Raw genomic sequence first — 22300 nt, 5'->3', positions numbered from 1 at the left:
TCCCGCAACCCCTCTACTTCCCACTCCCTTGACCTATCCAAAATTCCAGGGGATCTATGGTTGACTTACAGTAAGGCCAACTACGCAAAGTTGCTTCCATCCCTGCCTCCCAGTGGGGTGGTTCCAATCCCAGTCCTAAACATAGATGAGATAGGATGCTAGCAAACTGCTGATTGTGACCAAAGTCTCCTAGATGGGCATGGGCGTATTCATGGACGACTACACCAAACCAGTCTCTAGGTGCAACTCGACCGACATCTACCAAAATGGTGATTGGGTTTGTGAGAATGTTGCACAGCCCGTCGATGCCGAAGGATTGAGCTAGGGGTACTGCAAAAATTTGGATGTGGCGACGCTCTTGGGGATGAAAGCACTCATGACAAACTTCTAGATAGGCGTTGATCTGAGCGTTAACGGTGTTAATATTCTCACCGATCCAAGTGCAAATGGGGATGCGATCGCGCAGGTTATCAAACACATCCACCATACCCGGTTCTAGGGCTAGCCCCTGTACCAGATGGAGATAATCTCGCCCACGAGTAAAAGCATCGGTCTGCTTGAGATAATTCACCAGCCCAAAACTGAATAAAATTGTCTTTTTTCCAAAACATCCGACCCAAGTGTTTCTGTTACTTCTTCTGTCCTGGCAACCTCAACAGAAGTTTCAATCCGGGTTTCACTACAAAATGATGCCGTGCTGAAGCCGCCAAACCGTTTGACTGTACTGGTTCGCAGTCGCATATTTGGGCTGGCGAACCAGAATCTCTCAATGGAACTCATTGTTTCGTATTCGGTTGTCAACACTAGTCCATCTTCATCATCCATGTGAAAAAGACCGACAACAGGCATAATTTCGGCGTAGCCTCTTTCCCGGAGTAATTTACCAGCCCTTGGGTTATCGGCATCAGGCACGATCGCGAATATGGTTTTCCCTTGATGGTTTTCCTGATCATCTCTATCCCAAGCCATTGTGCCTAGCCAACGCACACGCGACCCTCCTACTGAAAGGCTGGGGTCAATCTCATGATACTGGCACAGTTCAATGATTTCTGGATGATCGGCATCGAGAGTTTCTACCTGTATATCCGATTCTCCCGTCTCTGAACGCTTGAAGGGCAGGTGATGAGTTGCACGTTGCGATCGCCACTTACCAGCACTTAGCTGAAAAAATTCCATTGCGTCTATCAATCTTCTGACTCCTATTTACTTACTCCTGCGGATGATGTTTACCTTGTTCTTTGTTTTTAGAGTTGTGGTATGTAAACATTCTAAACATTACCGCTAATCTTCGTCGAACCCAAGTACAGTACCAATCCTTGTCTTCAATCTGTGGTAGAAGCTCCGTGGTAAGAGGGTGAGCCATTATGTCCGTGGTCTGTTGCAGACTATAAACCATTCTCGTGCATTCGTTCATCTACCTCTGCAAAGGTCGCCGTCCTTGTTTTGACCGTTCAGCCCTCCCCAATCAGCAGAAAATTTGTATAATCGTTTTGTTACCAAGTTAAGAGCTAGCGGTTTGCTGCAATGATCCAAGTTACAATTGAAAACGCTCGCCCCCTAACTTTGTTACTTGAAAAATAAGCAATTTAAGTATATACACTAAAAATATGAATAACAGTAGCCTCTAGACCGTGGTGTTCTAATTGATGAGAGAATATTAAATTAACCATCACAAAAGTTTAAATTCATTCATCATGACGAAAATCCAGTTTTCTAGAGGTCTTGACGAAGAGGTAATTCCAGAAGTGCGGCTGACGCGATCGCGCACTGGCGACAGTGGTACAGCGACGTTTATTTTTAGGAATCCGAAGATTTTAGATCAAGGTAGCACCGAAGATATTACCGGGATGTATTTGATTGACGAAGAAGGGGAGATAATTACCCGTGAAGTTAAGGCTAAATTTGTCAACGGGAAACCGGAAGAATTAGAAGCACTTTACGTGATGAAATCAGCCCAAGAATGGGATCGCTTTATGCGTTTTATGGAGCGGTATGCTGAAGAAAACGATCTGGGACTGAGCAAAGCTGAAAAATAGGGCATAGGGCATACATTGGGCATAAGTAATTATTTTCATGTCCAATGTGCTATTTCCCTTGCCAAAGGACTCGTTATCAAGAGTTAAAAGCTTAATCTATGATACAACAACCCCACCCAGACTCGCCTAAAATTATAGTAACTTGTGCTGTGGTTACTGTCAGCGATACACGCACTTTTGAAACAGACAAAAGTGGCCAGCTAATTCAGCAATTACTCCTTGATGCTAACCATACTGTAGGAGCCTACACGATTATTAAAGATGAACCAACACAAATTCAAGAGCAGATAGAAAATTTGGGTAAAAGCTCAAATTTGGATGCTGTAATTTTCAATGGTGGCACAGGTATTGCACCAAGAGATACCACCTACGATGCTATTGAGAAGTTACTGGAGAAAACCTTACCGGGATTTGGTGAGTTATTTCGTTTTTTAAGTTACCAAGAAATTGGTTCGCGGGCGATCGCTTCTCGCGCTGTTGCTGGTGTTTATCAAAATAAATTAATCTTCTCGCTTCCTGGTTCCAGTAATGCTGTGCTACTGGCGATGGAAAAACTGATTGTGCCGGAACTCACTCACTTGGTAAGTCAGGTTTGTAAGGAGGCGAAATGAGCAGCCTTTGAGAAAGTTACGATGATAATTTTAGTAAAACTAACACATGACGTTCTGGAATAATTCCTTCTATGCTTACATCTTGAGCGTATCTAGAATTATAGTAAAACAAATGAAATGTTAATATCAGGTCAGCAATGGAGCCTCTAAACTGGAATTGCACAATTGCTCACGGCATCACTGCATTTTCATACTTTGGCATCCCTATAGTAATAGGGATTTTCTTTGCCAAAACTAAGGCAACTATCCCTTCTAAGTTTTGGCCAGCCTTTATCTTATCAGGTGGATTCGTACTATTTTGTGGATTTCATCATTTTCTGGCAATCTTTGAGCCATATATGGCAGTGTCGCTGTTGCACTTAGGCGTACTCGACTTAATGGCGTTTATTTCCTTGTCTGCCTTACTTTACCTGATGCCAACCGTTTATCAAATTGTAGAGGCGATCGCCAAATCTCAAGAAGATAACCGCGAACTTCAACGCAGCCAGCAGATGCAACGGCTATTCCTAGATCAGGGTCCCTTTCTAGCCTATATCAAAGATGAGCAATCTAGAATGCTTTACTACAACCAGGAGATACAGTCTAGATTTTCGGTAGATTCACAACACTGGTTGGGGAAAACAGATAGTGAAGTTTTGACAGATGCAGAAGAGGCGCGACGGGTAATGGAAAACGATCAAATCGTTTTGAAGGCTCTACGCCCCTTAAAGCTGGTTGAAAAAATAAAGATACCTAGTAATGATCAGCCGTGCTACTGGCTATCCTTTAAGTTTCCGTTTAGCGATGGCGCAACGGGCGCTTACCGCATCGGTGGCATTAGTATTGATATTACAGAATCCATAGAAGCACAGCGATCGCTCACTGACCTAAATCGGCAGCTAGAAGAAAAAACACTGGAATTAGAGGTAAAAAAACAAGAACTTATATATCTCTCAGATATGGCGGATATGCTTTATTCTTGCGAGTCTGAAGATGAAGTGTATCAAGTGGTCGCTTTAACCTGTTCCAAGCTGTTTCCTAATATGAGTGGTTCTATCTATATAATTGCTAATTCCAAGAATTATGTGCAGATAAATTGTATTTGGGGAGGTGAAAGAAGCAGTAAAGAAATATTTTTACAATCTGAGTGTTGGGCATTGCGGAGAGGGAAATTAAACCTTTTATCGCCTCGTAACTCAGGACTCGTGTGCAGCCACTTAATACAGCCTGTTAGCGGCGCACATTTGTGTGTTCCATTGTTTGGAGAAGGCGAAGTAGTTGGGGTTTTACACATCTATGCGCTTGAAAAAATCAGTCCAGAAGATCAACAAATTAGTGAGATTATTGCTAGAACCTTAGGCTTTGCACTGAATAATCTATCGATAAAACAACGTCTAACTTATGATAACTTGCGGGATGGGATGACCCAACTATTCAATCAAAGCTATATGCAAACTATAACGGAACAGAGGCTAGCCGAAGCTGAACGGTCGGGAGAACCTCTTAGTATTATTTTTCTTGATATCGATAACTTCAAATTTTACAACTCACGCTATGGGCATTTGACTGCCAACATTGTTCTTCAAGGATTAGCAAAACTACTGTTAAAATCTATTCGCTCCTTTGACATTGCTTGCAGATGGGGTGGTGAAGAATTTGTGATTGTCATGCCTAAGATGACACTGGAAACGCTCAGGAAGCGAGTAGAACAAATAAGGGTAGATGTTGAACAAATGCAATTGAAGGACGGTGATCAGACCCTCGAAAGCATCACCGCTTCTTTTGGAATAGCTGTATCAGAACCAGGGATTACAGTTAAGGATTTTCTGAATCGGGCAAATCAAGCGATGCTTGAGGCAAAGCGAACAGGGAAGAATCGGGTTATAGAGTATGTAGATACTTATAATTAATTCAGGTTCTACCGCTTCTTTTATAATCAGGGTTTTATAGAGAAGTTATAAAAGCTTAAAACTAAATTTATATAACAAACACAGGCTATAAACACCGTTTGATTGATGATTAGACTCCATAAAGGGAGTGGAAGCAATAACTTTACTACCAAGCACCCTATCTGTTCATACTTTTTTTTTGGCTAAGGTATTGCTTGTACACCAAAAGATTTGGAGCCTTTAATCCAGAGGCGCTCTGGTATTTCGCAATAACCCTCCAATATTGGTAAATTCAGTAGTATTATTTAAAGCTTTTAGGGAATTTGTATCAGCTTTGTCTACGATGGTATTGTAGGCATTAATTGCCTGATTGAGTTTAGTCAGATCGACAGCGTTCTGGTTTGTTACCAGACCGTTGAGGCTCAAGATTAAATCGGTTGTGGATATAGGATCAGCCCCTGTTAACCCCAGCCTGATCGCAGTATTCGCAGCACTAGGATCAACTCCGGCTGCCAACACAAATGCTAGAATAATGCCTGCATTCTTAACCTTATCCCGTGGGCCAACTATTTCAAAATTAAATGTTTCCCCATTAGGTTTATTGAATGTAACAACCTTTTTTACAGTTTCTATTGATGAACTATTAAGGGTTGGGGCTTGAATAGGAGGTATAACTGTTGTGTTACCACCAATTAGAACAGAAATAGAGCCTTTGACAGGTAGTGTAGTAATTGCAGTCCTGACATATTTAATGGCACCCGCTAGAGTGGCAAAACTTTCACTCTGACCACTACCTGTTAACAACGATCCCCCACCAGGAACTAGCGGTTGAATAATATTCACAATTACAAAAACCCGACCAGGAATTGGCGCTTCAGTTCTATTCACAATTAGAGGACCCACCGCCCCAACCAAAGCTGCAATTTGTTGTTGTGTCAAACTGCCAGTTTGTAAGGTGACAACAGCCCTTTGTGCAGATGTATTCAGAATATTTTGAATATTTGGCGGCACAGTAATTTTAAATATTCCACCACTATTAGTCACTGTAATGTTGCCAAATTTTGTTGTGCCACCATTTTTAAGAGTGACAGGCACTGAAAAAATGGTACCACTTGCGGCACCTGAGTTATTACCACTGTTTGTACCAGAAACTGAATTACTGGTCGGCTGCGGGAGGGCTTGGTTTGGTAATTGCCAAGCACTCAAAAGCAGAGGACTCAGACTCAGAGCAAGGATTAGAGACTTGATTTTGATCATACTCATTCTCTCAAAATAAAGGGATTTACTTGGGCAAGAAATTGAAACCATAGCTGACACTCAAAAGTACGGCACTACCACCAGCAGTCCGATCCGTCAGGTCTAAACCTTCAAGCTGAATCGTCAGAGGAATAGTTTGGACAGGAACGAAAGAAACCCCAGCGTTTAAAGCTACTCCACTCCAAGATGCACCGATACCTACTTGAGGATGAACTTGCAAACCCACGCCTCCAAATATCCCAACTTCGTCATTTCCGTCACGGAAGTTGCCGCCTCCCACTCCGACGCTAAGTGCCAATGGCATCTGATTTTGAGGATTGTTAGGTTGCAACAGGGAGACACTTGTAACTTCACCATAGACACTAGAATCAGCCACTCCTTCATTCCCATACTGGGCAAAGCTATTCCAGCCAACAGCAGCCGCAATTTGATTGGTAGTACTAGTAGAGATAACACGGTGGGCTTTGAGATCGAAGCTTCCATTATCACCAAAGTTTTTGATACTACCTTCGTTGAAGGCGACTTCTAAGCCGATTGACTTCTGGCTATCTCCCAAACCAAAACCCGCACTGATACTCCCATCCAAACCAGTATTACCATTGCCTTCTTTGCGAGTTGCTCCTGCTGCTTGCACGAAAAAGTCTCCCCAGTTAGCTCCGAAAGCACTGGGAATGCCAAAACTGAGGCTAGGAATATAGTTTGGTTTACCACCTATGCCTCCAAACAAAGGCTTAATTTTTAGCCTTTGACGTAATTGACTATCATTTAATTGAGTCTGGGAGTCAGCAGAGGGAGTTTGAGCTTGTAATAGAATTTTACGATCGCCTCGGTTTGGTGATATCATCAGCTTCTGTGCTGGACTGAGATTTGAAGAGTCTACTTTCGGAGAAATAATCGCTTTTCGGGTTTGAGTCTTGGCTGATTCAGTTAAAGATACAATCTGTTGTTTTTCAAAAATAATTTTCTCCTCTAAGGATGGAGTCTGTTGTTCTTGAGAAACAATACTATCTTCAGCAACTGCGGGATTGACTGAAATAGCGATTAATGATGTGAAGGAAGTTGCCAGGCTTGCGCCTAAGATATAGAAAATATACTTAACAACAGCCAGGTGATAAATCTTTTTGCTGTTGAGCCTTTTTTGTTTTTTATCCACTTTATACTCCTCAGACCTAAATAACTCTGTGGTTCATCGAAATTTATACTAAATCTGTAATTTCATCTTCATGAGTTATCCTGGAATCGCTTTTGGAGCATTTATAGTGCTATATTCCACACTTAAGTGCTTGCTACATACCCAGTAACTTTTATGTTGACTTATATCATATGATCAGATATCTAATAGTGACAATAGTAACAACATCAGTAAATCGCAAAGTTTTCCCCAAGGGCGATGCCTGCGGCGGCCTACGCCTACGCTAATTAGGCTTTCCCGTAGAATTTAGTTATAAATAATACCTATTTAAAAACAGTAGCATTGCCAACTGAAGAGGTTCAACACCTGTATAAACTTGAAAGCGAACCGTATTGGAAATGGTAAAGCCTTAATTCATAATTCCTAATAAAAAAACAACTCCCTGAAGATGTGGAAGTTGTCATTTTGTATTCGAGTAGTTTTTCAAACAATTCAGAATGGAGCGATGCCTGCGGCGGGCTGCGCCTAGGCCAAGCAGATAGTAGCCAATATAGCAGCGATGACATAAAATACTCCAACCACCTGTAATTCTGACCAGCCAGTTAGTTCTAAATGATGGTGTAAGGGTGCCATTTTGAAAAGACGTTTGCCTTTGCCATCAGGGCCTTTCGTAGCTTTGTAATAACTTACCTGTGCCATCACAGAAAGAGTTTCTACAAAGAAGATACCACTGAGAATGAACAGAGCTACTAAGGTGTTTGTCAATAGCGCTACAGCAGCTAAAGCTCCTCCCAGCGCTAAAGAACCAGTATCTCCCATGAAAACGCGGGCTGGGTTACGATTATGGGCTAAGAAACCTAAGCACCCACCACTTAAAGCAGCACAGAAAACCATCAACCCAGGTGCTGTAGGTGCAATTAGAGCAGCTAATGCCAAAAGTGCGATCGCTACTGTTCCTGCTGCCAAGCCATCAATACCATCTGTTAAATTAGTTGCATTACTTTCTGCAACTAGCACAAAACCTGCTAGAGGCCAGAATAAGAATCCCAAGGGTAGTGTGAAGCTGACCCAAGGCAAAGCAATATTTGTAATATTAGACGGTTGATTAAACATCAGCCACAGACAAAATACAGCCGCAAAGCCCACCTGCAAAGCCAGTTTCGTTCCCGGAGATATACCTTTATTTGATTTACGGCGCAGAATTTGCCAATCGTCAAGCCAGCCAATCAATCCGTAGCTGATTGTCAATGCCGAAACTGCAAGCACATCTGTAGCAAAGTTAGACAATATGCAGGCAATTATCACACCTACAGGTACAAAAAATATACCTCCCATTGTTGGGGTGCCTGCCTTTTTCAAATGGGCTTGGGGCCCATCTTCGCGAATTATTTGTCCAGTTTTGAGTGCTTGAAGTAAGGGTATTACCCAATAACCCACGACACCTGAACCCAGCGCACACAATAATAGTGGCAGAGTTAACGACATACTTTGCCACGGTAGCCTATTGGCCATCGAATCCAAGAAAAATGCTGTTATACCTAACCCTACGGCTAATAAAGAGGCTAGAGCGATTCCAGAAATATTTAAACCTTGCTCAGGAGATAATTTAGCGTCCACAAAAGTTTCCCTTCACTCCACACTTAATAAAACTGAATACCAGAAACTAGGGATACTACCAAGTCCCTAGCCTGAAAAGGCTAATCCTCAGCGATTCCTATATCGTCGTCATCATCAAGGTCGTAGCCAATTCCATCTTCTACACCCATTAGGGAGTCTATTCCTTCTTCGTCATTTTGAAAATCCGGTTCGTGAATGTCACGCGATATGATCCGATCGTTAGTTTGCAACCAGTCCAACAAAGAGGACTCTAGCTTTAGGGGGATGACATGGGCTCGCTGGTTACGAGGTTCTTCACGTAATGGAGAGTTCAACATATCGAGGAGGACAAGAAAAGGTTTACGTAAGTTGACATTTAGAGTCTATCACTTGACATGGATTTATTTAGTTATCTTTTCAACCCTTTGGTTGATAAATCCGCATTCAGATAGAAATTTTTTATTTAATAGCCGTATGGCTTAGGTCAAGCGATTATTAGTAATTTTTATGGCTCTACACATAGGCGATGAATATCTTGTTTATGCTGATGGAAAGTAAGTGATTTTTGAGGTGACAGGTGATGATGGAAAAAGCGGCTCTTATTGATGCGATCGCACCTACTAATCGCGGTTTATTGGCGACCCAAGTACAAAAACAGGCTATCTTAGCAGCGATCGCCAGTTTAGAAGAATTTAATCCTACACCCCGTCCGGTGGAAGCTAACAATTTGCTAGATGGCAATTGGCGATTACTATACACCACCAGCAATGCTCTTTTAAACTTAGATCGTCTACCTTTATGCAAACTGGGTCAAATCTATCAGTGTATCCGGGTAGAGACTACCAGCGTCTACAACATAGCTGAGATTTATGGCTTACCTTATTTAGAAGGATTAGTCAGCGTTGCTGCTAAATTTGAGCCAGTTTCAGATCGGCGTGTCCAAGTGAAATTTGAGCGGTCTATTATCGGCTTACAACGTTTAATAGAATACAATTCTCCGGTAACTTTTATCCAACAAATTGAAGCAGGTAGAAAATTTCCGGGAATTGATTTTGCAATAAAGAGTGATAGACAGCAAGGCTGGTTAGATATCACTTATATAGATAACGATCTGCGGATCGGCAGAGGTAACGAGGGAAGTGTGTTTGTGTTAAGTAAAATATAAGCTTGTACAAAATGGCCGTTTGCGAACGAAGGTACACTGAAACGCGTGGCTTGTCAAGTAGGGTATAATACAGTTTTAAATTTGAGATGTGGTAAAGGGGGGGAGATGAGGGAGAAAGAAAAACTAATAACTAATATTCAATGCCCCATGCCCAATGCCCCATGCCCCATGCCCCATGCCAAATTCAGACAAATAACTTAACAAAGACTCTTGCTGCGACCTTCAGGTTGTAGAGTGAAATCAATTAGCCCTCTAGATTGGCGATTGATAACTATAAAGGGAAAATAATCATGGTTCAACGTGGTTCTAAAGTACGTATTCTCCGCCCTGAATCCTACTGGTTTCAGGATCTTGGAACTGTGGCTTCCATTGACCAAAGCGGCATCAAATACCCAGTAATTGTCCGCTTTGAAAAGGTAAATTACTCTGGTATAAATACCAACAACTTTGCTCAGGATGAATTAGTAGAGGTTGAAGCACCAAAGGCTAAACCAGCTAAAAAATAAGCAGCAAAGTTACAAGGGGGTTGTTTGATGCGATGATGAAGGGAAGTCTGAAGTATGAATGAAGTCTGAAGTGTTAAACTTTCAGTTCATTCATCTTTCGTCCTAGCCTACCTAATCTACGAGAAGCCGTCCTGCGGGTATTTACGGTTTCTTTTTGGTAATACGGCAAGCCACCTACGTGTGTCTAAAATAGTACCTTATCTCTTCTTTATTGACCCCCCAAGTACATCAAAATTGCTTGCTTAATCAGTTTGAATGCCTGAATTGCCTGAAGTTGAAACAGTCCGAAGGGGTCTAAATCAATTGACCCTCAACCAAGAAATTACGGGTGGAGATGTGTTGCTCGATCGCACCATCGCCTACCCGTTTTCTGTCGATGAGTTTATTGATGGAATTAAAAAGAATGCGTACCCCTCTGGGGTTGGCGCAGCGATCGCTACTTGGCATCGTCGCGGTAAATATCTTCTGGCGGAACTCTCCCCCTCCTCTTCCAGAGGCTGGCTAGGGGTTCATCTGCGAATGACCGGTCAACTACTATGGCTGCATCGAGATGAACCATTACATAAGCACACGCGGGTTAGATTATTCTTTGGAGATCAGCAGGAATTACGCTTTGTTGATCAGCGTACCTTTGGTAAAATGTGGTGGGTTCCGCCTGGTGTTGCTGTAGAAAGTATTATGACTGGTTTGGCAAAACTGGCAGCAGACCCATTTTCACGCGATTTCACGGTCGAATATCTAGCTCTCAAACTCCAAAACCGCCGCCGTCCGATTAAGACTGCGCTACTGGATCAATCTGTGGTGGCGGGATTAGGTAATATTTATGCCGATGAAGCATTGTTTAAGAGTGGAATTTTACCTGAAACTTTGTGTATAGATTTGCAGCTAAAGCAAATTGAGGGTTTGCGAACAGCCATAATTCAAGTGTTAGAAACCAGCATTGAGGCTGGTGGTACGACTTTTAGTAATTTCCTAAATGTAAAAGGTACTAACGGCAACTATGGTGGTGTTGCATGGGTTTATAACCGCGCTGGAGAACCCTGTCGAGTTTGTGGTACAGAAATTCAACGGATTAGGTTAGCTGGGCGATCTAGTCACTTTTGCTCACAGTGTCAAACGCTACGGGGAGTTAGGAGTTAGGAGTTTTTACTTCTAACTCCTAACTCTCTTAAAATGCAGATAAAACAAGTTACAAATTTGAGAGAGGAACTGATGGCAGTCAAAAAAGGAGATATGGTTCGCGCTATCCGCGAGAAACTAGAAAACAGTCTGGAGGCAAAAGCTAGTGATACTCGCTTTCCTTCTTATTTGTTTGAAACCAAGGGCGAAATTGTGGATATGAAGGGTGATTACGCCCTGATTAAGTTTGGGAAAGTGCCAACACCTAATATTTGGTTACGTGTGGATCAACTCGAAGAGTTTAAATAATAATAAAAGGCAGTAGGTTTAAATCCGGCTGCCTTATTTGTTATTCCAAAATTTATAGGAATCGTATTTGATTTTTGAAATTATCTACGTAGGCGGGGAGTGGGGAGTAGGGAGTAGGGAATAAGGAATAAGGCTTTTCGAGTTGTACCGAGCTTTTTCAGAAATCAAATATTAGTCCTATATCATGGTATAAAAACTAAAAACCCAGACTTTTTACGGGATCTGGGAAACCTCATTTTCATTCCTCTTCCCTTTCATGTGAGAAGCTTTGAATTGTCCCCATCCCCTGGTAGGGAAGGGGGCTGGGGGGTTGGTTTGGCGTTAACGGCGGTAATCCTGATCTGCGGGGTCGCCGTAGGGGTCTTCGCTGGCTGGGCGAACATTACCAAACTCCCCTTGGTCTGCGGGGTCGCCGTAAGGGTCTTCACTGGCTGGGGTGACGTCGCCGTAAGAGGCGATATCTGCGGGGTCGCCGTAAGGGTCTTGACTGGCTGGGGTGAGGTCGCCGTAAGATGCCGCGTCTGCGGGATCACCGTAGGGGTCTTCGCTGGCTGGACGTACATTGCGATCGCGGAATTCGGGATCTTCAGCTTGATCGCCGTTTGATCCCAAAAGCAAATCTTTCGCCTTTCGCAAAAAGTCATCTACCATAATTTGTCTCCTGATTTAAGTTCGTGTTTCCGACGTGCGCGATCGGCGTTATCCTCCAGGAAACCCGCTTTCTTATTTACACACGCTTCACTGAAGCTAGAGTGATGGAGCTGCGGATGAAGTTATGCCAGTGAGATCGCGACCTGTGGTACTACCGTTATAGCCTTGGAATTGTTGATACTTTTGCGCCTCAGATTCCGGCACTCGAATTCCTTCTTTCGGTGGAGTTACCCAGTGAGCGCGTTTTTCAGCGTCACGGTAGTACACACGTCCATTCTTAGAAAGATAGTACTTACCTTGCGCTCCTTCTTGTGAAGCATTTTTATGCTGGTTGTAGAGGTAATAAAGTCCAGCAGCTCCTGCCAAAAGTGCGACTTTTTGCCCCGTACCCAATCCCTTTTTAGCTTCGGGTTGGTTTGCATTGTTGCGGCGATCGCTGACTGTTCTACCAATAGTATCATCAACAGGTGGTGGTGCTGAAGCCTTTTGGGAACCGCCTCCGCAGCTACTTAGCAAGGGTACCATTAGCAATGCCGAAAGCAGCACTGCAAAGAGACGCGAAACTATTTTACGTTCTTTATATATTGTGTTCATCGTATTTCGTCATCACCTGTATTTGCTAAAAGCCTTGCTGTTGCAAAAACAAAGTTGGAATTTCTGTTATTTCCCCTGCAACTGAAAAAACGTATACCACTTAATTTACAACCGCACAGCTATAGCGTGTCATTGTCATCATGAGCGATTTTTTCAACTATTCCATCCCGCCTTTGACAGAAACTGCATTCATCCCAAAGAAATATATTTTTAATTTTATCAATTTAGCCCAAACGCGGAAATATTCAGCAATTTCTCGGTTATTTTTTCGGAGTAAATAAATTAAAAAGATACAGTTACTATGATAATATTTGTCAAAAAATACACTCAATATGACATCACAAAATACAGTCCAAGCTAGCACTCGTCTCCTTTTGGCTTTGTGGGATTTGGGAGGAACGCAGCAGGAAGTTAAGAAGGGTCAACTCACCAAGCGGATTGTATCGAAGAGCCAGAAGGTAGCAGATTATCAGGGGATATTCGAGGAATTACATAAGCAGGGTGCGATCGCAATTTCCAAAAAGGGATACTCTTTGACATCTCCCACGGGTTTAGAGGTATTGGGTGAGGGTTTGAGAAGTGGCGATTTTAAGTTTGAAGGGACGATTGTCGGAACTTGGGCGGCGAATGCGTTGGTGAGGTGGATTAGTCAGATTGATGTGGCGGTGGCTGGTGCAGATGTACTAGTAAATGGGAAAAGTGCGATCGCAAAGCTTTGCGTACCACTTCCTGGAAGCAAGCTACGCGTAGCGTCTCGAAGAGAAGGAATCGCATCTTACGACGAATTTAAGTCGGTGACGTTGGAAGTTTACGACAAACTGAACTATGAATACAACTTTAATAATTTGGTGCCAATTTATCGGATCAGGAGAGAAATAGGCGATCGCGTTAATCGTACAGAGTTTAATGATTGGCTGCTGGAAACGCAAGCCGACGACATTTTGCAACTACAAGGCGGGAGTGTAGAAGACAGCGCACCCGACAAAATTGAAGATTCGGTAGCTACAGAATTAGATGGATTACGCTGCTACGCCAAACGCTTGAAACCTTAAACCTTATTTGACTCTTCACACATTAACTTCACAACACCATGACTGTTACCACATCTACCATTGATGATCTGATTAGAAATGAAAACCCTTTTGCAGGCCATATTGTGGTCAGACCACCACAAATATGGGGTAAAAGTTTTCCTGATGTTTCCTCAATTAACGCTCATGCTTCTAATGCAGTTTTTGATGCTGTTGATAAAGTCCGTAAAGGAAAACGTGAAACTGTAGGTATCACAATTACAGCAGAAAAAGGATTAAGTAAAAGCCATATTATTAGTCGGATTCGCCACCGATTACAGACAGAAGACAGTAGCTTATTTATCTATATGAGTAAGTATGATAACTTGAATCAAATTAAGTCCCTATTTCTGCAAAGTGTCGCCTCTAGTCTTAGAGCTTTTGGTAGTCAAAAAGTAATGCAATGGCAGGAAATTGCAGCAGCTTTAATTAACGAAGCAAAACAGTGGAAATATACCCCAGAACAGTATATTAGTATGTATCCAGGTTGGTTAAGTAAACACTCAAGTAAGGCGATAGTTAATTTGACAGAAAGTGTTCTTAAAGTCAAGCCTGAAATAACCAACCCTTACATAGTGAAAGCAATTTTGTGGACACTTTCTCCAGTCCATATTAATTATGCAAGCTATTGGTTATCTGGTTTGGAATTAGCACAATCACAAGCTGAAGCAATGGGGTTGCCAAATCCTAAGAGCGAGGATAGAGAAGCTGAAGCATTAAGCAATGTTCGTCAAATTCTAGATATCACTAGCTATTATCGAGTTCCAGTGATTTGTTTTGACGAATTAGATATTGCAGATGCTGCTGATAATGGATTTTTAGCAGCACAAGTTATTGCAAACTTAGTTAAGGATTTATATAACAGTCTAAAACAAGGTGTTTTACTGTTAGCAATGTATCCTCGTACCTGGGAAGACCAAATCAAGGCTTTACCAGAAGCTGAAGCAGTTGTTGATAGATTAGCAAGTGAACAAGCTGATAGGCAACCAATTGCATTAAAGTATCTCAATTCTGATGATATCGTTGCTCTAGTGAGTCAATGGTTACAAGATTTTTATAAGGAACATCAACAAAGCCCGCCTCATCCTCTCTATCCATTTGATGAAACTAAACTCAGAGAACTTGGTAAGAGTAGACCTACAGTTAGGTCAGTTTTGAAATGGTGTGCAGAGAATTTTGTACCTATTAAACTTATTACTAATGATCCTCCAAAAAAGAAGATCCATCCTGTTAAACCTTGCTTCGATAATGAATTAGCCAATGTAGAAGCTTCTATTGACTCATTAATGCAAGAAGAAATAACTATTAGTACTGCTCTTTGGATGGCTTTCAATAATTTAATAGGCGAAACTGTAGAGGGAGTAACAATCGAATCAATTGAAGAAGTACTAGCTAAAGCAGTAGATGAAGGATTTATTGATTTTAAAATTGTCGGCAATAAAGGAAAAGTCAGGATTGGAGTAAGTGTAGTTCAGCAAAATGGCAAGTTTATTGGTGCTGCTTTGAAGCGACTAATTGACTATAAAAAGTTTGACCTAACTCGTGGTTGCTTACTGCGTTCAAAGAATATTAATCAAGGTGCAGGATTAGCTAAAAAGCATTTGAGAACACTGTTGGAAGAAAAGGGTGGAGAGTGGATAGGGTTGCAAAGTCAAGATATTAAACCGCTTTTAGCTATCTATTTTGTTTGCCGTAACATAGAGAGTTATGAACTTACAGGTGAACAGATAGTTGATTTTATTGAGCAGAATAAACTAGCAATCAACAATCCTTTGATTCGAGAAATTCTCAGCGATCCTTCTGGACAAAAGCCTACTAATTTAACTGATGATGGATTATCTATTAGTATTCCTCAGCCTATTGCTAATGCTGATAATATCGACCTAAATCTATAGCTAACTAGAAATGAATCAGCAGTTTTCAATTCAAACAGCGCTATGTCTATCCGTCCATGATATTGAAGCTTTAATACAGGGGCGAACAATTGCAGCTTTACCCAAGATGTTTATTCGTCCTGGACAGAGATTTGCACTTTATCCTGCTGACTCTTCAGTTTCAATTAAAGCTTGGGCTAAATGTGAACTTTGCCAAATTTTAGACGAGACTAAGCCATTAGAGATTTTATCTAAATTAACAATATGGACACCAAAAGTATTAAAGGAGATATTACAGAAACAACAGTATCTTTTCCTGGCTTACTTGCGTGTCTATCAGTTACCTCAGTTACAAGAAATACCAGTTAATCCGAACATTCAGGAAAAGCTAGGAAAATTTGTTAGTTTACCTAATTCTGTAACGGTTTCTGAAGCAAATCCAGTATTAAACGATCGCACCTTCGCCCAACGCAAACGTCAATTAGAAAAGCTAGAACCCGCGCTGCATCCTGAATTGGAAGAATTGCAGAGTGCGATCGCATCCCTAACTATTAGCCAACCAGCAGCTAAACAATTAGACGACGACATTAAAGCATTTTTGGGTTGGAGTAATGACAAGCTAATTAAGCAACCCGATCCAAATTTAGCTTGGATAAATGATATTGCAAAATTAGGCGATCGCAGCATCGAGCTAGACGAGGGTAAGAATAACTATCAAGCTGGTACAGATTTTGAAATTATCGCACGCCGTAGTCTTGATTTTTTAGGGTTCAAAGTTGAAGAAAACTACAAAGGCGGTGCAGGTGGCTTAGACTTATATTGCTCACAACCTTATCCTCTTGTTTGCGAATGCAAAGCAGGTAAAAGCATTCCTGATCGTGCAGTAGAAGAATTAGATAGGATTGGCAAAAGGCATCTAAAAGAAAATTATCTTCAAGCTGTAAGGTTAATTATTGGGCCAGGTAAACCGACTAAAAATTTGAAAGAATCTGCTGAAATATCGAAAATCAGTATTATAAATGTAATGACTCTACAAAAGCTAGTTGAATTCAAAGCAAAATATCCAGGTGCTATTAACTTAGTCGAATTACAGCAATATCTAGATCCTGGGCAAATTGACTATAAAATTGATGAATATATTGATAAAGCTGAAAGAGAGATTAAATTGCGATCGCAAATTATTGCAGCAGTAAAAGAACTCTCTGAACAAGACAATGAAACTTTAAAAGCTACACATCAGAGTTTCACAGTTACAGAAATTCGTGTTCATTACAATGTTACTCATAACCCCAGGTTAACTGATGAAACTGTTCACGATTTACTGATTGAACTTTCTTCACCTTTAACAGGCTATTTAGGAAGGATAAAAGACAGTAATTGGAATAGCGTAGGCGTAGCCAGCCGTAGGCATCGCTTTTACTTTCTCCGTGATTTACTTATCAACTAAAGATAGTAAAATATATCTCTTGTCTTACCTCTGCGCTCTCTGCGCCTCTGCGGTTCGTTTAAAAATAACTGAAGTGCGTAGGCGTAGCCAACCGTAGGCATCGCTTTTACTTTCTGAGTGATTGATTAATGAATCTAAAATAAACTAGAAGATAATTGGAAGTAAACTAAAACACCGACTTACTCATCTGATTCTGCAAATAAAGATTCCAAATTTTGATAACCACTGACTACACGGACAATTTCAATTCCACTATTTATAACTCGATAAAGAATAATGTAATTATCCAAAGGAATACCGCGCAAATCAGGTTTAATATTTCCGTAACTGCGTCCCATATTGGGAAAATTAGCTAAATATTTACACTTTTTATCAAACTTCTCAACAAAATCCTCCCCAGCATCAATATTTATCCTGACAAAATAATCAATAATTTCTGATAAATCCTGACTGGCTTTTGGAGAGATAATATGTTGCTTCATCGTTGCAATTCTCTAGCTTTACGTAGTTTTTCTCGCAATTGTTCAACTACAACTTCTCCATCAATACCTTCTCCTCTATCCAGTTGCTCAATAGCAACTTCAACTTTATCGCGTGTTTCTTCAACCCACTGCTGATAACCTTTTTCCCATTCTAATAGTAACTTCAATGCTTTACTAATTACTTCTTCGGGATTCGCATATCTACCTGTAGCAATTTGCGCTTGGATAATTTGCTCTAGCTCAGGTTTAATTTGAATGTTCATGATTTATATGCCATTTTATTGAAAGCTTTAATCTTATTATAACAACATTTAAAATCAGATAATTTCAATAGCGTAGGCGTAGCTAACGGTAGGCATCGCTTTTACTTTCTCTGCAATTTCCTAGTTAACCAAAGATAGTACAATATATCTCTTTCCTTGGAATTCGTTTCAAAATAACTGAAGTGCGATCGCAGTTATCCTAAAGTTAATATACCAGCCTGATAATTCACCACCAACGGCAGAATTTTTAGCCATTCTGAGCCTAACAATACTTCCGTAATTTCATTGCCCACATAAACATTAATTTCATACTCTTGTTCGTTTAATATCACCTTGCCTAAATAAATATCAGATATTGATTCTCCCTTAGCAGTTCGTAGAGATTCCTCACCGATATAAAACCAGTCTAGACCCTCTAAATCTTGTTTTTTAATAGCGAGAAAGCCTGTAAAACCAGTATCCAACATAGCATCTACAGGCAAATCTAATCCATCAGATGTAATCAAATAAATTTCAAAAAATAGTTGCCCATTATCTCCAAAGTCCCCCTGAATCATATTGTGCCAGTTGTTCCCGTTTCATTTAAACAGAATACACAATGTCTACTATTTGAGTATTTTTCAAGGGATTTTTTATGAGCTTGCATTTTATCCACATCAATTAAGTAATCACCACTATTTGGCTCTACTGCAATATACCAGCCGTAGTGTTCCTTAATCAAATCGGGACGTACACGCTCAAAAATTTCCCGACAGCGATGATAAAATGCCTCATCTTCAGCTTTGCGTCTAGCAAGTTCTTCTGGTGGTAAAGTACGCTCTGGAAAAATTCTGCCTCTACGTGCAGGTTGTTTTGCAGTTGATTCAGTCATACTAATTAACCCTATTTGTTAATGCTACCTTAACTTTATTTTACAGGAAGATTAAGGCGATCGCTTTTACTTTCTCTGCGATTTACCCATTAACTAAATATAGTAGAATATATCTCTTTTCTTGCTGTTCGTTTCAAAATAAATGAAGTGCGTAGACGTAGCCAGCCGTAGCCATTGCAATTATCCCAAAGTTAATATACCAGCCTGATAATTTGCCACCAACTGCAAAATTTTTAGCCATTCTGAACCTAACAAAACTTCTATAATTTCATCACCTGCAAAAACTGAAATCTCATACTCCTGTTTATTCAATTGCACCTTACCTAAATACAAATCAAAAATTTTTTCACCCTGTGCCGTTCGTAGTTCTTGACCACGAATAAATTGCCAGTCCAAACCATCTAAATCTTGTTTGTTAATAGCTAAAAAGCCTGTGAACCCAGTATCTAACATAGCATCCACAGGTAGATTTAATCCTTCAGATGTAATCAAATCAATTTCAAAAAATAGCTGCCCATTGCTACCAAAAGACCCCTGTATCATATTGTGCCAGTGGCTCCAGTCTCGTTCAAACAAAACATACAATGTACAGCATTTGGATGCTTAGTGCGTGCCTTCTGGCTAGCTATTTCTATATCTTCATCAATGAAATAATCACCACTATCTGGCTCCACTGCAATATACCAGCCATAGTGTTCCTTAATCAAATCGGGACGCACACGCTCAAAAATTGCCCGACAACGCCGATAAAATAATTCATCTTCAGCTTTGCGTCTAGCAAGTTCTTCTGATGATAAAGTGCGTTCTGGAAAAATTCTGCCTCGACGTGCAGGTTGTTTTGCAGCTGATTCAGTCATAGTAATTAACCCTATTTGTTAATGCTACCTTAACTTTATTTTACAGAAAGATTAAGGCGATCGCTTTTACTTTCTTCGCGATTTACGCATTAACCAAAGATAGCGAAATCTAGTTAAAATACATGAAAACTGCTGTAATTACGAATTACGAATTATACAGTAAAGCATCCTAGACTGAAGATATATCTTCTATCTAGGATGCTTCACAATAAAAAATTGTTGCTGATACAACAATTAATGAACAAAATGTGATGTTTAAACTAGAGCTATCAGCTAGCAGAAACGGTTAAACTGCCGGGTTTCTGAAGATCACCTTGTAAAACCACACCTCGCTGATTGGCATGGATATGACGCAAAATCTTGTAAATTGCCTCAACTTGCTCTGATGCGCCTGCTTTCTCTGCAAGTTCATCAAGAGAAATGGGAGCTTTTTCTTTTTGTAAGACTGCTACAACTCGTGTTTGCAAATCGAGAATAGAGGCGGCTGCTTTTTTGCCAGCTTCTACCCCTGGCTGATGGTAGGCGTTGACGTTAACTAAGCTAGCGTATAAACCAACAGCGCGTTCATACAAAGCAATTAATGCGCCTACAGTTCGGGGGTTAACTTGGGGAATCGTGACTGTAATCGAATCGCGGTGATTTTCATAAAGCGCTTGTCGGGTTCCTTGGAGAAAACCGGAAAGATAATCGCCTGATGTAACTCCCGGATCTATTTCTGTGGATGGCCCCTGACGATCTTCTAAGACTTCGATGAAGGTAGCAAAGAAATTCGCTACACCCTCACGCAACTGCTGGACGTAAGCGTGTTGATCTGTTGAGCCTTTATTACCATAAACAGCGATGCCTTGATGGACAACGTTGCCGTCTAAGTCTTTTTCCTTGCCCAAGGATTCCATCACCAGCTGTTGCAAATAGCGACTGAATAAAAATAAGCTGTCCTTGTAAGGTAGGACAACCATATCTTTTTCGCCCTTTCCGTTACCAGCAAAGTACCAAGACAAAGCGAGCAAGGCTGCTGGGTTATTTTTCACATCTGGGACGCGGGTAGCGTCATCCATTTCTTTTGCGCCATCTAGGATGGCGTGAACATCAATGCCCTGCAATGCGGCTGGTACTAGCCCCACAGCAGACATTTCTGAAGTTCGTCCTCCTACCCAGTCATACATGGGAAATCTAGCCAGCCAGCCTTCATCTTTGGCCAGTTTATCGAGGTTGCTATCAACGCTGGTAATTGCTACCGCATATTGAGCAAATTCTAAATTGTGTCCGGCGTAGGCTTTTTTAACTTCAATCATGCCATTGCGAGGTTCCGGTGTTCCCCCAGATTTGGAGATCACCAATACCAAAGTGCTGGCGAGGCTGTTTCGTAGATGATTGAGAACGCGATCGATACCTGCTGGATCGTTGTTATCGATAAAGTGAAGTTTCAGGGGCGGGAAATCAGGAGCGAGGGCTTCCGCGACGAATTGGGGGCCGAGGGCGGAACCACCAATTCCAATGGAGATAATATCCGTGAAGCGGCTTGCTCGCGGTGGATGAATAGCACCTGTTTGGACTTTTTCTGCAAAGGCTTCGATTTGTTCTAGGGTTTGGACAATTTCTTGTGTAAGTTCTGGAGCTGGTGCTAAATCAGGATTTCGCAGCCAGTAGTGTCCAACCATGCGCCTCTCGTCGGGATTTGCGATCGCACCCTTCTCCAGTTGAGCCATATCCGCAAACGCCTTGTCAAACTTCGGACGCAACGAATCCACAAAGGCATCGTCGAACTGTATCCGACTCACGTCTAAGTACAGTCCCAATCCCTCGTGGAAATATAACCAGTTTTGGTATCTTTGCCAAAGTGCCCTAGCATCCATAGGGAAATCTCAAATAAAGTGTTTTTCAAACACTAGTTTAATGGAAGCTTATGGCAATCCCTGCCTAGCCTTATACTGTTTACAGTTTTAAGTATTGGCGTAACTCCTCTCCTTAGACATCTGGCATAGGGATGACACGCAGAAATTTCACAATTTCACCCCTGATTTCTATACCAATCAGATAATTATCGAGGGTGAAGCGGTGAAAAATGCCTTCACCATCAAGCTGTCGCAGTTCTTTTAAATCAGTTAGCTGCCATTTTTGGGCTAACTCAATAAAGACAAAATCATGCACCCGCTCGTAGGCGGCAGGTTCTAAGTTCTTCAGGTCTAGCAAAAAAGACCTTGCATAGCGCATTTCCAGACTCACTAGGCGTTACCTTAACCAAAACTTCAGGGGCCACTGGCACTAGCTAAAAAGCGCTGCTGAATTAGAAAAACATCAACAGTCTTACCGCTTCTTCATGGGTTAAGATATCCCACGGTTGCTGCGATCGCTTGACTTGTTGTATCGCTTTGAGCATATAAAAGTCATAATGTAAAGCTTCCAAAATGTTCCAAATGTCTTGCAAATCGTCATCGCCTAACTGCTCGATTAAGTGATGCATTCTAAGTCGCAGCAAATTCATACGTTAATTATTCCCTACAACCCAACACCAACAATAAATAGTATTCCCAAAAAATTAGCAACGCTCAAGCTACGCTAAAATTTATTGCCTACTACCAGAGGAGATAG

General features: G+C 41.3%; 27 protein-coding genes. 10 read left to right on the top strand and 17 right to left on the bottom strand.

Annotation, left to right across the window (positions count from 1 at the left end):
- Nucleotides 1–13: 13 nt before the first annotated feature.
- Together HWQ23_RS32215 and HWQ23_RS32210 are read right to left on the bottom strand one after the other, a co-directional pair.
- Nucleotides 14–571 (bottom strand): hypothetical protein, encoded by a 558-nt coding sequence (locus tag HWQ23_RS32215; protein WP_292837779.1) that lies wholly within the window; start codon nucleotides 569–571, stop codon nucleotides 14–16.
- Nucleotides 568–1185: a phycobiliprotein lyase gene (locus tag HWQ23_RS32210; protein ID WP_292837978.1), complete on the bottom strand. Its 618-nt coding sequence runs from the start codon at nucleotides 1183–1185 to the stop codon at nucleotides 568–570. Before HWQ23_RS32210 ends, HWQ23_RS32215 begins: the two co-directional genes overlap by 4 nt.
- A gap of 509 nt (nucleotides 1186–1694) precedes the next feature.
- Here HWQ23_RS32210 and psb28 point away from each other — a divergent pair.
- The 3 genes from psb28 to HWQ23_RS32195 all read left to right on the top strand — a co-directional run bounded on the left by psb28 (nucleotide 1695) and on the right by HWQ23_RS32195 (nucleotide 4536).
- Entirely contained in the window at nucleotides 1695–2036 is a 342-nt protein-coding gene (gene psb28 / locus HWQ23_RS32205; protein ID WP_292837777.1) for a photosystem II reaction center protein Psb28, read from the top strand.
- A gap of 98 nt (nucleotides 2037–2134) precedes the next feature.
- On the top strand, nucleotides 2135–2647 hold the full coding sequence (locus tag HWQ23_RS32200; protein ID WP_292837775.1) for a MogA/MoaB family molybdenum cofactor biosynthesis protein: 513 nt from the start codon (nucleotides 2135–2137) through the stop codon (nucleotides 2645–2647).
- A 137-nt stretch (nucleotides 2648–2784) separates the two neighbouring features.
- Nucleotides 2785–4536, top strand: a complete 1752-nt coding sequence (locus tag HWQ23_RS32195; RefSeq protein WP_292837773.1) for a sensor domain-containing diguanylate cyclase — start codon at nucleotides 2785–2787, stop codon at nucleotides 4534–4536.
- A 219-nt stretch (nucleotides 4537–4755) separates the two neighbouring features.
- Here the strand turns inward: HWQ23_RS32195 and HWQ23_RS32190 are convergent, their stop codons facing one another.
- The 4 genes from HWQ23_RS32190 to HWQ23_RS32175 all read right to left on the bottom strand — a co-directional run bounded on the left by HWQ23_RS32190 (nucleotide 4756) and on the right by HWQ23_RS32175 (nucleotide 8838).
- A complete protein-coding gene (locus tag HWQ23_RS32190) occupies nucleotides 4756–5772 on the bottom strand; it encodes a hypothetical protein (protein ID WP_292837771.1) in 1017 nt (338 codons plus the stop codon).
- 25 nt (nucleotides 5773–5797) lie between these two features.
- Entirely contained in the window at nucleotides 5798–6925 is a 1128-nt protein-coding gene (locus HWQ23_RS32185; RefSeq protein ID WP_292837769.1) for a hypothetical protein, read from the bottom strand.
- 504 nt (nucleotides 6926–7429) lie between these two features.
- The gene (mraY, locus tag HWQ23_RS32180; RefSeq protein WP_292837767.1) at nucleotides 7430–8521 is read right to left on the bottom strand and encodes a phospho-N-acetylmuramoyl-pentapeptide-transferase; all 1092 of its coding nucleotides are present in this window, start codon (nucleotides 8519–8521) and stop codon (nucleotides 7430–7432) included.
- 80 nt (nucleotides 8522–8601) lie between these two features.
- The gene (locus HWQ23_RS32175; protein ID WP_292837765.1) at nucleotides 8602–8838 is read right to left on the bottom strand and encodes a DUF3134 domain-containing protein; all 237 of its coding nucleotides are present in this window, start codon (nucleotides 8836–8838) and stop codon (nucleotides 8602–8604) included.
- Between the two features lie 242 nt (nucleotides 8839–9080).
- Here HWQ23_RS32175 and HWQ23_RS32170 point away from each other — a divergent pair, with 242 nt between their 5' ends.
- From HWQ23_RS32170 to ndhO, 4 genes are all read left to right on the top strand, one after another.
- On the top strand, nucleotides 9081–9665 hold the full coding sequence (locus HWQ23_RS32170) for a PAP/fibrillin family protein (RefSeq protein ID WP_292837976.1): 585 nt from the start codon (nucleotides 9081–9083) through the stop codon (nucleotides 9663–9665).
- Between the two features lie 290 nt (nucleotides 9666–9955).
- Entirely contained in the window at nucleotides 9956–10171 is a 216-nt protein-coding gene (locus HWQ23_RS32165) for a photosystem I reaction center subunit IV (protein WP_012410286.1), read from the top strand.
- A 255-nt stretch (nucleotides 10172–10426) separates the two neighbouring features.
- Nucleotides 10427–11311 carry a DNA-formamidopyrimidine glycosylase gene (locus HWQ23_RS32160; protein ID WP_292837763.1) on the top strand — a complete coding sequence of 295 codons (885 nt, stop codon included), beginning with the start codon at nucleotides 10427–10429 and terminating at the stop codon, nucleotides 11309–11311.
- A gap of 72 nt (nucleotides 11312–11383) precedes the next feature.
- Nucleotides 11384–11599 carry an NAD(P)H-quinone oxidoreductase subunit O gene (gene ndhO, locus HWQ23_RS32155; RefSeq protein WP_292837761.1) on the top strand — a complete coding sequence of 72 codons (216 nt, stop codon included), beginning with the start codon at nucleotides 11384–11386 and terminating at the stop codon, nucleotides 11597–11599.
- 321 nt (nucleotides 11600–11920) lie between these two features.
- Here the strand turns inward: ndhO and HWQ23_RS32150 are convergent, their stop codons facing one another.
- The gene (locus tag HWQ23_RS32150; RefSeq protein WP_292837759.1) at nucleotides 11921–12250 is read right to left on the bottom strand and encodes a translation initiation factor; all 330 of its coding nucleotides are present in this window, start codon (nucleotides 12248–12250) and stop codon (nucleotides 11921–11923) included.
- Nucleotides 12251–12346: 96 nt separating this feature from the next.
- On the bottom strand, nucleotides 12347–12844 hold the full coding sequence (locus tag HWQ23_RS32145) for a hypothetical protein (protein ID WP_292837757.1): 498 nt from the start codon (nucleotides 12842–12844) through the stop codon (nucleotides 12347–12349).
- 332 nt (nucleotides 12845–13176) lie between these two features.
- Between HWQ23_RS32145 and HWQ23_RS32140 the strand changes: the two genes are divergently transcribed.
- The 3 genes from HWQ23_RS32140 to HWQ23_RS32130 are packed head-to-tail and all read left to right on the top strand — an operon-like array spanning nucleotide 13177 to nucleotide 17235.
- On the top strand, nucleotides 13177–13896 hold the full coding sequence (locus HWQ23_RS32140) for a hypothetical protein (protein WP_292837755.1): 720 nt from the start codon (nucleotides 13177–13179) through the stop codon (nucleotides 13894–13896).
- 38 nt (nucleotides 13897–13934) lie between these two features.
- Nucleotides 13935–15809 carry a hypothetical protein gene (locus tag HWQ23_RS32135; protein WP_292837753.1) on the top strand — a complete coding sequence of 625 codons (1875 nt, stop codon included), beginning with the start codon at nucleotides 13935–13937 and terminating at the stop codon, nucleotides 15807–15809.
- Between the two features lie 10 nt (nucleotides 15810–15819).
- Nucleotides 15820–17235 carry a DUF1802 family protein gene (locus tag HWQ23_RS32130; protein ID WP_292837751.1) on the top strand — a complete coding sequence of 472 codons (1416 nt, stop codon included), beginning with the start codon at nucleotides 15820–15822 and terminating at the stop codon, nucleotides 17233–17235.
- Between the two features lie 179 nt (nucleotides 17236–17414).
- Here HWQ23_RS32130 and HWQ23_RS32125 read toward each other — a convergent pair whose 3' ends face one another.
- From HWQ23_RS32125 to HWQ23_RS32085, 9 genes are all read right to left on the bottom strand, one after another.
- On the bottom strand, nucleotides 17415–17717 hold the full coding sequence (locus HWQ23_RS32125) for a type II toxin-antitoxin system RelE/ParE family toxin (protein ID WP_292837749.1): 303 nt from the start codon (nucleotides 17715–17717) through the stop codon (nucleotides 17415–17417).
- Nucleotides 17714–17980, bottom strand: coding sequence for a ribbon-helix-helix domain-containing protein (locus HWQ23_RS32120; protein WP_292837747.1), 267 nt, complete (start codon nucleotides 17978–17980; stop codon nucleotides 17714–17716). Before HWQ23_RS32120 ends, HWQ23_RS32125 begins: the two co-directional genes overlap by 4 nt.
- A gap of 194 nt (nucleotides 17981–18174) precedes the next feature.
- Entirely contained in the window at nucleotides 18175–18537 is a 363-nt protein-coding gene (locus tag HWQ23_RS32115; protein WP_292837745.1) for an aspartyl protease, read from the bottom strand.
- Nucleotides 18534–18851 carry a hypothetical protein gene (locus HWQ23_RS32110; RefSeq protein ID WP_292837743.1) on the bottom strand — a complete coding sequence of 106 codons (318 nt, stop codon included), beginning with the start codon at nucleotides 18849–18851 and terminating at the stop codon, nucleotides 18534–18536. The genes HWQ23_RS32115 and HWQ23_RS32110 overlap by 4 nt, the downstream gene beginning before the upstream one ends.
- 180 nt (nucleotides 18852–19031) lie before the next feature.
- On the bottom strand, nucleotides 19032–19394 hold the full coding sequence (locus tag HWQ23_RS32105) for an aspartyl protease (RefSeq protein WP_292837741.1): 363 nt from the start codon (nucleotides 19392–19394) through the stop codon (nucleotides 19032–19034).
- Nucleotides 19391–19708 (bottom strand): hypothetical protein, encoded by a 318-nt coding sequence (locus tag HWQ23_RS32100; RefSeq protein WP_292837739.1) that lies wholly within the window; start codon nucleotides 19706–19708, stop codon nucleotides 19391–19393. The genes HWQ23_RS32105 and HWQ23_RS32100 overlap by 4 nt, the downstream gene beginning before the upstream one ends.
- Nucleotides 19709–19977: 269 nt before the next feature.
- A complete protein-coding gene (locus tag HWQ23_RS32095) occupies nucleotides 19978–21564 on the bottom strand; it encodes a glucose-6-phosphate isomerase (RefSeq protein WP_292837737.1) in 1587 nt (528 codons plus the stop codon).
- Between the two features lie 112 nt (nucleotides 21565–21676).
- Entirely contained in the window at nucleotides 21677–21934 is a 258-nt protein-coding gene (locus HWQ23_RS32090; RefSeq protein WP_069073154.1) for a cytotoxic translational repressor of toxin-antitoxin stability system, read from the bottom strand.
- 61 nt (nucleotides 21935–21995) lie between these two features.
- Entirely contained in the window at nucleotides 21996–22193 is a 198-nt protein-coding gene (locus tag HWQ23_RS32085; protein WP_292837734.1) for a hypothetical protein, read from the bottom strand.
- Nucleotides 22194–22300 lie beyond the last annotated feature (107 nt).

Origin of the sequence: Nostoc sp. JL33 (assembly GCF_017114985.1) — a bacterium.
Classification (GTDB): Bacteria; Cyanobacteriota; Cyanobacteriia; order Cyanobacteriales; family Nostocaceae; genus Nostoc.
Note: the sequence above shows the minus strand (reverse complement) of the source record. Positions and strands in the feature narration are given on the sequence as shown.

Excerpts from the sequence above, each read along its gene's own strand:
- HWQ23_RS32160 (WP_292837763.1), top strand. The coding sequence starts at position 10,427 with ATGCCTGAATTGCCTGAAGTTGAAACAGTCCGAAGGGGTCTAAATCAA.
- HWQ23_RS32150 (WP_292837759.1), bottom strand. The coding sequence starts at position 12,250 with ATGGTAGATGACTTTTTGCGAAAGGCGAAAGATTTGCTTTTGGGATCA.
- HWQ23_RS32135 (WP_292837753.1), top strand. The coding sequence starts at position 13,935 with ATGACTGTTACCACATCTACCATTGATGATCTGATTAGAAATGAAAAC.
- HWQ23_RS32130 (WP_292837751.1), top strand. The coding sequence starts at position 15,820 with ATGAATCAGCAGTTTTCAATTCAAACAGCGCTATGTCTATCCGTCCAT.
- HWQ23_RS32145 (WP_292837757.1), bottom strand. The coding sequence starts at position 12,844 with ATGAACACAATATATAAAGAACGTAAAATAGTTTCGCGTCTCTTTGCA.
- HWQ23_RS32120 (WP_292837747.1), bottom strand. The coding sequence starts at position 17,980 with ATGAACATTCAAATTAAACCTGAGCTAGAGCAAATTATCCAAGCGCAA.
- HWQ23_RS32105 (WP_292837741.1), bottom strand. The coding sequence starts at position 19,394 with ATGATACAGGGGTCTTTTGGTAGCAATGGGCAGCTATTTTTTGAAATT.
- HWQ23_RS32085 (WP_292837734.1), bottom strand. The coding sequence starts at position 22,193 with ATGAATTTGCTGCGACTTAGAATGCATCACTTAATCGAGCAGTTAGGC.
- ndhO (WP_292837761.1), top strand. The coding sequence starts at position 11,384 with ATGGCAGTCAAAAAAGGAGATATGGTTCGCGCTATCCGCGAGAAACTA.
- HWQ23_RS32100 (WP_292837739.1), bottom strand. The coding sequence starts at position 19,708 with ATGACTGAATCAGCTGCAAAACAACCTGCACGTCGAGGCAGAATTTTT.
- HWQ23_RS32200 (WP_292837775.1), top strand. The coding sequence starts at position 2,135 with ATGATACAACAACCCCACCCAGACTCGCCTAAAATTATAGTAACTTGT.
- HWQ23_RS32165 (WP_012410286.1), top strand. The coding sequence starts at position 9,956 with ATGGTTCAACGTGGTTCTAAAGTACGTATTCTCCGCCCTGAATCCTAC.
- psb28 (WP_292837777.1), top strand. The coding sequence starts at position 1,695 with ATGACGAAAATCCAGTTTTCTAGAGGTCTTGACGAAGAGGTAATTCCA.
- HWQ23_RS32115 (WP_292837745.1), bottom strand. The coding sequence starts at position 18,537 with ATGATTCAGGGGGACTTTGGAGATAATGGGCAACTATTTTTTGAAATT.
- HWQ23_RS32140 (WP_292837755.1), top strand. The coding sequence starts at position 13,177 with ATGACATCACAAAATACAGTCCAAGCTAGCACTCGTCTCCTTTTGGCT.
- HWQ23_RS32095 (WP_292837737.1), bottom strand. The coding sequence starts at position 21,564 with ATGGATGCTAGGGCACTTTGGCAAAGATACCAAAACTGGTTATATTTC.
- HWQ23_RS32125 (WP_292837749.1), bottom strand. The coding sequence starts at position 17,717 with ATGAAGCAACATATTATCTCTCCAAAAGCCAGTCAGGATTTATCAGAA.
- HWQ23_RS32175 (WP_292837765.1), bottom strand. The coding sequence starts at position 8,838 with ATGTTGAACTCTCCATTACGTGAAGAACCTCGTAACCAGCGAGCCCAT.
- HWQ23_RS32110 (WP_292837743.1), bottom strand. The coding sequence starts at position 18,851 with ATGACTGAATCAACTGCAAAACAACCTGCACGTAGAGGCAGAATTTTT.
- HWQ23_RS32195 (WP_292837773.1), top strand. The coding sequence starts at position 2,785 with ATGGAGCCTCTAAACTGGAATTGCACAATTGCTCACGGCATCACTGCA.
- HWQ23_RS32170 (WP_292837976.1), top strand. The coding sequence starts at position 9,081 with ATGATGGAAAAAGCGGCTCTTATTGATGCGATCGCACCTACTAATCGC.
- HWQ23_RS32190 (WP_292837771.1), bottom strand. The coding sequence starts at position 5,772 with ATGATCAAAATCAAGTCTCTAATCCTTGCTCTGAGTCTGAGTCCTCTG.